Below are 9,825 nucleotides of genomic sequence, written 5' to 3' on the forward strand. Positions count from 1 at the left end.
CTGAAGCTACATAATAATTGAAAAGAAAATAGGGAAAGTGTTAATCTCCCCCTATTTTCTGTCTTATTTCTATGCTAAGCTCAATATCTTTCTTGCCTCTTCGGTTGTAGCAATTGGTCTGCCCACTGCCTTGGCAATATCTATTACCCTTTGAACAAGCATCTTGTTTGTTGCAGGAACTCCCCTCTCAAACTCGATGGTATCCTCAATCCCTGTCCTCACATGACCTCCCAGTGCGATTGCCATGGTTATCATTTGAACCTGAGATCTTCCTATACCCGATACAGTCCAGGTTGATCCCTTTGGAAGGCTTTCAACAAGGAACATGAGGTTCCTTGGAGTTCCAGGGATTGAACCCTTAACGTCCATAACCAGGTTGAAGTGAAGTGGTCCCTTTAGGATTCCCTTCTTTTCAAGGAAAAGTGCATTTGATAGCATTGCTGTATCAAATATCTCGATTTCGGGTTTGATGTTATTGTCCAACATCTTCTGTGCCAGCTCTTTTATCAAATCTGGCGAGTTTGCATTTACACTTGATGGGAAGTTTGATGAGCCTGTTGCAAGACTTGCCATCTCAACGTTCAGGTCAAGCATCTGCCCTCTCCAGTCAATTGTGTTCTCTCCACCACGGGCTCCTGTGGAAAGCTGCTTAATTATATCGATTTTCTCCTGGTTCATCTTGTTGACCACCTGCTCGAACAGGTCACGTCTACTGGTTGGCATTCCCTTTTCATCCCTAACGTGGATGTGGGCAACTGCCGCTCCAAGGTCTGCACAATCCTTTGCATCCTTTACTATCTCATCCACAGTAACTGGTGTGCTGTCATTTAGCTCCTTGGTTGGAACATTCCCCGTGAGTGCTATGGTTACAATAAGTTTTTCCATAATAATCCCCCTTCCACACTATTAAAGGCTTTCACAAACCTTCTTGATTCCGTTTTCCATTCTTTCATAAAGGGAATCAACTTCCTCTTTTGTTATGTTGATTGGAGGAGCTATAAGAACATGGTCTCCCTTTCCATTGGCGGATCCTCCACCTGGATAAAGTACAAGTCCCTCCTCCATGCATGCGTTGTTCACCTTGGCATTCATCTTCAATGAAGGATCAAATGGTTCCTTGGTCTCCTTATCCTTAACAAACTCCATTCCTATCATAAGACCCTTTCCTCTTATATCTCCAACGATTGGGTACTTGTAAAGGTCCTGCATCTTCTCCATAAGGTACTCACCCTGAGCTGCTCCGTTTTGGATGAATTCTTCCCTTTCAATTATTTCCATTACCTTAAGGGCGATACCACATGATAGAGGATTTGAAGCATAGGTGTGCCCATGGATAAAGTTTCCTGATCCATCCACCATTATTGCATCAAACACCTTCTTGTTGCATACTGCAGCTCCCATTGGTGTGTAACCGCTGCTAAGGCCCTTCGCAACAGCAATAATGTCCGGTGTAGCATCAAACAGCTTTGATGCCATGGTCTCCCCGGTTCTTCCTGACCCTGCCATTACCTCATCCATTATAAACAGGATATCGTACTTGTCACAGATTTCTCTAACCATGTCGAAGTAAATCTTCTCTGGATGTGCTCCAGGTGCTGCCGAACCAACGACAGGCTCTGTTATGAAAGCTGCAACATTCTGAGGTCCATGTCTAAGTATTTCAGTTTCCAGCTCCTGGGCAGCCTTTACGCTGGTTTCGTATAGAGTCTCCGCTCCCCATGGGTTTCTGTAGTGGTAGAATTGCTCAATCTTGGGGAAGTTTACAAGCATTGGATCATAGACTTTTCTTCTTCCGATTGTACCTGTCATTGAAAGTGATCCCAAGGTAGCTCCATGATAGGAATTCCACTTTGATATGATTTTCCACTTGCTTGACTGGACTCCGTCTCTTTCGACAAAGTACTGTCTTGCCATTTTCATTGCAGTCTCAGTTGCTTCTGAACCACCTGATACAAAGTACACGTGGTCTAGTCCTTCTGGGCACCAGCTTGCCACCTTCTCTGCGCAGTCCTCAATAACATCAACAGTCCATCTGGAAAGGTGTGTAAAGGCTATTCTTTCGATCTGCTCCTTGGCAAATTCGGCAACCTCCTTGTTTCCATGACCGATGTTTGCAACCGCTGAACCAGAGCAGCCATCGATGTATTCCTTTCCGTCCTCACCGTAAAGATATATTCCCTGACCTCTTTCAATCTTTGGGTAATGCCAGTTTTGGTTTCTGTAGAACACGTGATTTTTAGGCGCTTTGTTTAAACTCATTATAATCCCCCTTATCTATTTTCCCTGTAATTAGTAACTAGATTTGCTCTGATAGTTTTATCTCTTTGGTCATATTGTCGGCCTCAAATGTCTCGTAGTCAAAAGTTCCTTCTAGTTTGGATACAACAGTTGCAACTACAAGGTCTCCAAAGTTGTTAGTTGCTGTGTGAATCTGGTCTACGATTCTGTATATTCCTGCAACCAAAGCTATGGCTTCAAGTGGAAGTCCCATACTCTCAAGCAGGGTGATGCTTATGACGAGTCCTATCTGGGGAACTGCAGCTGCTCCTACTGCAAGAAGAGTAGCCTGAAGTACTAGCATTGCCTGCATTCCTATTGAAAGATCCATTCCGTACAGCTGACTTGCAAATACAACTATCAGTCCGAAATATATACAGGTACCATTCATGTTCATTGTAGCTCCCAAGGGAAGTACAAAGCTGGCATTCTCATCGGGTATACCTATCTTCTTTGCTACCTTCATTGAAAATGGTAGAGCCGCTGAGGATGTGCAAGTACTGAAAGCAACCAACCAAGGTTCAAATGCCTTCTTGAAAAACTTGATGGGACTTATTTTAACAATTCCCACAAGAAGTATCAGCATCAATACAATTATTGTGTGTGAAATTGCCGCTAAATAATCTGCCAATATGAATTTAGCAATCGGTCCGAATATTTCCACTCCAAACTGGGCAGTTGCGTTTGCCATAAGTCCGAAAACTCCGTAAGGTGTGAATTTAACAACTATGTCAATGATCTTAAACATGGTTTCTGAAAGGATGTTTACAAGTTCAGTAACTGGTTTTGCCCTCTCACCAATAATTACAAGTGCTATTCCTGTAAATATGGCAAAAGATATTATATGTAACATGGATCCATTTGCCATTGATGCAATTGGATTTTCTGGAAAGAAATCGAGTACAACATCATAGAAGCCTGGCAATTCCCTAATTTCGATATTGTTCGCTGAAACCGAGCCTAAGTCGATGCCTGAACCTGGCTTAATAATATTTGCTATCAGAAGTCCTATACTAACTGAAAAGCCCGATGTTAAAAGGAAAAGTCCTATTGTCTTCACACCGATGTTTCTTAGCCTTCTAATATCTCCCAGGTTTATAACTCCACTGGTAATTGAGAAGAAAACCAGCGGTACTATTACCATTCTTATAAGTCTGATGAAAAGGTTTCCAAGAAATACAAAAAACTCCATCATCTTTGCAATAGTTGGGTTGTCTGGACCACCCATTGAACTAAGTATAATACCTACTGTAATACCTAAGAACAAACCTAAAAATATCTTGTGGTACAACTTCCATGTAAACTTTTTTTTCATACTATGCCTCCCTTTATTGAGGCTATTGACCTGAAATCAAAGCCTCGTATTTCCCCACGATCTTCTTGATTGATACAATGATTGCCTTCTGTGCGGACCCGTGATATCTGGTCTTGATTTCATCAAACAGAGTCTCAAGATCATCCTCATTAAGGTTAAACCCTACAATGATATCTCGAAGAAATTCTGCAGCTACATCTGTTAAAAGAGTTACTGAAGCGTTTTCAATAATTCCAGTTTCTGTATTTATTATAAGCCCAACATCTAGTGCCTTGTAAACGCTTTCTGATGGTATTCCTGCTGGCAGCTTTGAAAAGCTGCTGATATAGATTGTCTTTTCAGGATATTTCATGGTATCACTCTCCATTTTTTATTTCTATTATCTCACAAGCACCTCCCAGTTAATAGTATTGAGTGTGACCATATTGATTTTCCAAAAAAAAACAGCCCAAAAATAGTAATTACTATTTAGAGCTGGATTTTACCTGATTATGGCTCCACGGGAAGTGAAACCCTCATGGCAAAGCAACATATACATATTTAGTTTTCTTACACTGTACTATACCATAGCCCATTCTATATGGCAACAAAAAGTTTGTTAAATTTTCTAAAATCTTTTTATCACTTGAATTTGTATAGATTAAGACCAATTTCCTGATCAAACTTCCTATCAATTTCACCCTCAATTGACTCAATAACAAACTCTCCCGTTGCACTGATGACACCTCTCGAAAAGTGTCCCCCCTGTACATTATATTCGCTGTCTCCAAGGGTTGCATGAAGATGGAGGTAGGTTTCCCCATTCATTGTTGAGATATTGCCAAGAAGTGATGTGATTTCATAATCACCCTTAAGGTCAACTGAATGGTATTCCTTCTCTTTTGTTTCAAAAAGTCCAATGGTGGCCTCTCCAACAGCTCCAATCCCCTTTATCCATCCAAGCTTTATTCCCTGTTGAGTGCAAAATTCCTTAAGGGTCTCCACGATTTCCTCTCCCTTATCAAGTCTTAAAACATATTTATTCCCAAACTTCACGAAATCCATAAGATCACACCTTTCAAAATCTACATTATCTTTCTATGTAATAGGCTGCCAATGACAATATTAGATTTGTGATAGCAAGGAACAAGAATATCAAATCCAGGGCAAAATCACTGTTCTTAACCTTTTCAGAGGTCTCACCCTGATACATGGTTTCACTGAACTTGGCAGCAAGAAATCTATCCGACCTTCCTCCAATGCCCATGGGGCTGGCACTTCCCCCTATCCAACGGAAGGCGAAAAATGTACCAAATACGACAAACCATACAAAGAAGAAACTCTCACTGATTACAAAGCCTCTTCGATAGAGAAAGAACAATTCTATTGCAATTGCAGGAACCAAAATCTTAAGGGTTCTCTTGTGCTCTTTTTTCATCCTTTTCCTCCTTTGGATTTGTTCTAGGTACAAATATCCCTATATGCTCCCAATACCCTTTTGTTTCGAATTATGTTCAGCTTTAGACATTTGTTTCCATGAGCAGACTAATCTATCACCCGTTCAAGAATAATCTCAAAAGCTGTAGGTTTACCATGACCATTGTATTCAGTGGGAAGAACTTGTACCAATCTCCAACCTTCCCTGGAATGTTCGTCAATGATGTCATGGTGATTTGCCTCTGTAAAAAATCCTCCCAAAGTTGCCTGCACATATTTATATTCATACATTCGTTTGACCTCCATCATTATTCAAATTTTAAAAACTTATGGACTACGTTGTATTATCATTGGTCTTTTCTTAACTATATATTCTTGTACATTGATTCTACCCTTACACCACAAAAAATTCACTTATTGAACTTTTATAGGATTTTCGGCATAATCAACCACCAGTTTAACTGTGACATGACAGTAGAAGATTTGAATTGAAAAACTTATGGCAACCGGATTGTATTTATCTTATAAAAGATACTATCTCAAACTTTCCCTCTATAAATATTTTCTCTTACATTATACGGATTCTGTCCTCTGCTGGAAAAGTATAGTTAATTGCTAATACTCTCTATGTATTCCAGTGCTTTATCAAAGGGTTTTATTGGATGATCCCATATTTGATGACCAACACCTTCTAATTCTATAAACTCGTAATCCTTACCATATCTATCCATTTGATCAATAAATTCATATACCTGAGCTATTGGGCAATGCTCAACATCTTCTTTTCCGTGTATCATTAAAAAAGGTATATCAACTTCATTTGCCCACATGGTTGCAGATCGTTTTACATATCCATCAAGATTTTCTGCTGGTGTTCCCAATCCGATAGTTTTCTCGTAAAAACGACTAGCTCCTTCATAGTAATAATAGTTGAATAGCAATGAGTATAGTCCTGACAAGATCGCACCACCTCTTACGCCTTCAATATGTTCTCTTGCCAGTAATAGAGCCATAAGGCCACCTCGAGACTCACCAATCAAATATATGTTATCAGCATCAACATAATCTAGGTTCTTAGCCAGCTCAATCATGTTTATTACATCATTTAGGTCTCCACCACCCAGCTCATCCTTGCCAATTGTTCCCCCTCTATATTGAGGTGCAATCACTACATATCCCTTTCTGGCAATTTCTGATAAGTTACCATCTCCAGTAATGGTTTCACGCCAATATTCATCTCCATATCCACCACGCAAAAATACAATAAGTGGAAGTTCAGTATTTTCATCGGCTGGTCTAGTCATATATCCGAAAACTTCAAGTCCATCACTCATATAGATAATTTTAGACATGACAATATCATCATGCTCTGCTCCTCCATCTATGAGTTGCTCATCTACTATTTTGCCGTTATCAATATGACCTTTCTCTTCTGACCACTTTACGATATCACTTTTATCCTTAACAAACCCATTAAAAATTTTGTCATCCTCTACATAAACATCCCAGTAATCAATAAATTCATATTCTTCGCCCGCTGAACTGATCAGTGTATAGGAAATTTTATACTCCTTTGTAGATAAAATATCAGTGTTCTGTATTTCATCCACCAAATATACATCTAGATCTGTATAATCTACAATATCCAACTCCTTGAAAATCATGGTGTAATGCTCAAACTCACCGTTGTAAAAAGTATTGTCATCCATTTTTGAAACCACATTTAGCCTATTTAGCTTTTTTTGAAAATACTCCTTAAACTCAAAAAGGTCCATGTCTTCATCTAACTCTTTAAGATCCAATATTGCTTCAAAAAATACCCTATCATCCTTTGTAGTTTCGCAACCGACAAAAAGCATTGCTACAATTAAAATAAGAATTAGTAATAATGGACATTTTTTTAGATATCTCATAGATCCTCCAATCTAATGGTTAATACAAAATCACCAGATTCTCTTTTTTCTCCAGGTACTGGTTGTTGTCTTCAATCATGTATAGGACAAAGAACCTGTCTTCTTGTGCTCTTTTTTCATCTTTTCACTCCCTCGGACCAGGTTCTGGTTTTTAACACATCCTTTAGAATTATCATACCCAACTTAATTGTAAAATATTCAATCATTCTCCTCACACATGTCAATTATCATCTTGCTACATGTATTGCACTTATTCGCCTGCACTCTTGGTCTACCGGCAGGACTATCTTCACCCAACTTGATTCCACCAACTGCCCAAAGCCCAAGAACTAAATCCTTTTCTTCAGGTAACCATTTCAAAGCATACCTGTCACCATAGATATAGCCTCTTACCATCTCTTCACCACAAAAAGGACATTGCATATATGACCACCTCTCTTAAGTCTCTGTTCTTATTTAATCATTACTGCATCATAGATGATTAAAACTCTATTTTACAACATTATAACACTAAACCAGTGCAGTTCTACCATCTACATGGAAAATCCTGAAAAATTACATGCAAAAGGAGCAGTCACATTATCTTGTGATTGCTCCATAAAGTCTTATACATACCTTCACTATCAATCAAGCCCGAACAGGTGAATCAAGGGCCAATGGACTCTTCTTTGCCAATCGGTTTCCGTATGGGCTGCTCCTATGATCCAATGGGCCTCGATATTGCCTCTTGATCTGTCGCTTTTAGTTAAAATACGCTCAACAACCTTATCAAAGGACCTGTCCAATCCCCCTTCTTTGGTTCCCATATCTATCCATATGCGGCTATTGGCAAGGGCATCCTGGTAAATATCCACAGTATTGATATTTGCCCTTGTCCCCCACCAGAAAGACGGGGATATGATTCCAAGCCTTCCAAACACATGAGGATTCCTAAATCCAATATTGAAGGTCACAAGCCCTCCCATTGATGATCCCATTAGACCAGTATCCTCTGGACCGGTCAATGTCCTGAAGTTTTCATCAACAAAAGGCTTGAGCTCTTCAATAAGAAACCTTTCGTAGAGCTTACCCTTACCCATTATTCTCTGTCTTTTAAACCTGCCGTTCACATGGGCATACTCGCTCAGTCTATCCTCCTGCATATTGTCTATCCCAACAATTATAAGCTCTCTGATCATCCCCCTGCTGACCAGCTCATCATGGACTTCATGAACTGTCCACCCTACGCCTGCATAAGCTCTTTCACCGTCAAAGACATTCTGACCGTCGTGCATGTAGAGTACAGGGTAGGACTTCTCGTTGTCTTCATAATAGCTTGATGGAATATATATGTTGATTTCCCTATTGTTTTCTAGATTTCTTGAGGGAAAATCCTTGATTGTTATCATTCGCTCATCAATGTCAATCATTCTTTCAACTCCTCGCTGTTAATTGGCTAATTATAGCATATTTTAACATTCTTTGAAATCAAGTGGTAGTGTATGGTATTCTCTCCTAATATAAGTGAGCTCAACCATACCATCAATAACTTTTGTTTCTATTAGTTTAAGTTGAATCTCTGGATTTTCATCCAAGAATAGCGGAATGCCAGCGCCTAAAATAGTTGGTATTATTGTTATAACATACCTGTCTAATAGATTTTGTTTAAAAAACTGGTCCAGCAGCCTTCCACCACCAACAAGCCAAATATCCTTCCCCGGCTGGCTTTTTATTTTTTTAATAAATCCAACAATATCCTCTGATATGTACTCTACCCTATTGTCAGCTACATGATTTCTACTTGTCGCTACGTAACATTTCTTTCCCTCATATACCCAAGCCCCAGGAGAAAGTTCATTAACAACTTGTTCATACGTAGTTCTGCCCATAACAACTGTATCTATTGAGCTGTAAAATTCATTGAAACCAGAATCCAAATCAGAATCTCCGCTTTCGCCACCCAACCAGTCAACTGCACCATTTTCCCTTGCGATATACCCATCTAAGCTTACAGCAATATACAGAACTATATCCCTCTTCACAAGCTCATCCTCCCATGATTTTCTAAAGCTGGAACATAGGACAAATAACCTGTCTCTTTGTACTTTGAACGCCAGTATGTTACTTTCTTCCATAGTCATACTTGCAGTATGGACATTTTGGATAGTCTTTATCATGAACTCTTCCACAGCTGGGGCACTTGATCTTTGTAATCAGCTCATCCTTATGGTGGTAAAACTCAAGTTTTCCACATCCAAGGCACTGGTGTACATCAACCTGTATACCATTTGGAACCTTTCTCATCATAAGCATCTCAGGTTCACCAATTCTCAGTACAAGGTCTTTCACCATCTCCATTTCACTTCCACATCTCAAGCATTTCATCTCATCTTTCAATGATATCCCTCCAGAATCTCCCTAAAAATTGTCTTATACCCTTGTCTTGCCAACCAGCATTGATGCTTTATTGAAGTCCTTCTTGTGCACATAAAATATGTATTGATAATTTAGTTCCTGTTTTTGTCCATAGGATCCAGCCCTGCTTCTGGTTCCGCTGGAAAATGGTGATGAGGACATCCTGTTTATGGTCTTTATATGGTAGTCAATATTGCTTCTTGTTAAAGCTATTCGGATATTGCTCTGTTCTTTCATCGAATAGACGCTGCAAAGTTCCTTGCGATTGAAAATTGTAATCATAGGTCCTCCTTATTTATGATTTCTTATATATTGAAATGATTTCTAATTACATCAATCCACTTTAGAAAAATAATTTGAATTCCTGTTTAAAACATTATAACATTAAATCAGTTTATCTATACCATTTTTATGGAAACAGTGAATTAATCTCCAGCAAAATTACAATGGGATGGAAAACATAAAAAAGGAGCAGGCTCTGTTTTATGAGCTTACTCCTGATAGCTTTTC

General features: G+C 39.2%; 13 protein-coding genes. All 13 read right to left on the reverse strand.

Annotated elements, in window-relative coordinates; all coding sequences use genetic code 11:
- Positions 1–69: 69 nt before the first annotated feature.
- A complete protein-coding gene (locus ACKVDP_RS13280; protein WP_409229377.1) occupies positions 70–885 on the reverse strand; it encodes a beta-keto acid cleavage family enzyme in 816 nt (271 codons plus the stop codon).
- Between the two features lie 21 nt (positions 886–906).
- Entirely contained in the window at positions 907–2,259 is a 1,353-nt protein-coding gene (locus ACKVDP_RS13285; protein ID WP_409229378.1) for an aspartate aminotransferase family protein, read from the reverse strand.
- Positions 2,260–2,296: 37 nt separating this feature from the next.
- Positions 2,297–3,592, reverse strand: coding sequence for a dicarboxylate/amino acid:cation symporter (locus ACKVDP_RS13290; protein ID WP_409229379.1), 1,296 nt, complete (start codon positions 3,590–3,592; stop codon positions 2,297–2,299).
- A 22-nt stretch (positions 3,593–3,614) separates the two neighbouring features.
- A complete protein-coding gene (locus ACKVDP_RS13295; protein ID WP_409229380.1) occupies positions 3,615–3,944 on the reverse strand; it encodes a DUF3870 domain-containing protein in 330 nt (109 codons plus the stop codon).
- A gap of 269 nt (positions 3,945–4,213) precedes the next feature.
- The gene (locus ACKVDP_RS13300; protein WP_409229381.1) at positions 4,214–4,636 is read right to left on the reverse strand and encodes a PPC domain-containing DNA-binding protein; all 423 of its coding nucleotides are present in this window, start codon (positions 4,634–4,636) and stop codon (positions 4,214–4,216) included.
- A gap of 25 nt (positions 4,637–4,661) precedes the next feature.
- Positions 4,662–5,009, reverse strand: a complete 348-nt coding sequence (locus ACKVDP_RS13305; RefSeq protein WP_409229382.1) for a hypothetical protein — start codon at positions 5,007–5,009, stop codon at positions 4,662–4,664.
- A gap of 107 nt (positions 5,010–5,116) precedes the next feature.
- Complete coding sequence (locus tag ACKVDP_RS13310) at positions 5,117–5,299, reverse strand: DUF4177 domain-containing protein (protein ID WP_409229383.1); 183 nt, start codon at positions 5,297–5,299, stop codon at positions 5,117–5,119.
- 317 nt (positions 5,300–5,616) lie between these two features.
- Complete coding sequence (locus ACKVDP_RS13315) at positions 5,617–6,921, reverse strand: alpha/beta hydrolase family protein (protein ID WP_409229384.1); 1,305 nt, start codon at positions 6,919–6,921, stop codon at positions 5,617–5,619.
- A gap of 198 nt (positions 6,922–7,119) precedes the next feature.
- Complete coding sequence (locus ACKVDP_RS13320; protein ID WP_409229385.1) at positions 7,120–7,344, reverse strand: PF20097 family protein; 225 nt, start codon at positions 7,342–7,344, stop codon at positions 7,120–7,122.
- Positions 7,345–7,544: 200 nt separating this feature from the next.
- Positions 7,545–8,330: an alpha/beta hydrolase gene (locus ACKVDP_RS13325; RefSeq protein ID WP_409229386.1), complete on the reverse strand. Its 786-nt coding sequence runs from the start codon at positions 8,328–8,330 to the stop codon at positions 7,545–7,547.
- 42 nt (positions 8,331–8,372) lie between these two features.
- The gene (locus ACKVDP_RS13330) at positions 8,373–8,942 is read right to left on the reverse strand and encodes a dihydrofolate reductase family protein (protein ID WP_409229387.1); all 570 of its coding nucleotides are present in this window, start codon (positions 8,940–8,942) and stop codon (positions 8,373–8,375) included.
- Positions 8,943–9,021: 79 nt separating this feature from the next.
- A complete protein-coding gene (locus ACKVDP_RS13335) occupies positions 9,022–9,297 on the reverse strand; it encodes a hypothetical protein (RefSeq protein ID WP_409229388.1) in 276 nt (91 codons plus the stop codon).
- Between the two features lie 33 nt (positions 9,298–9,330).
- Positions 9,331–9,597 (reverse strand): hypothetical protein, encoded by a 267-nt coding sequence (locus tag ACKVDP_RS13340; RefSeq protein WP_409229389.1) that lies wholly within the window; start codon positions 9,595–9,597, stop codon positions 9,331–9,333.
- Positions 9,598–9,825: the final 228 nt, after the last annotated feature.

It is taken from the genome of Gudongella ferriphila (assembly GCF_046224405.1).
Taxonomy (GTDB): domain Bacteria; phylum Bacillota; class Clostridia; order Tissierellales; family Tissierellaceae; genus Gudongella.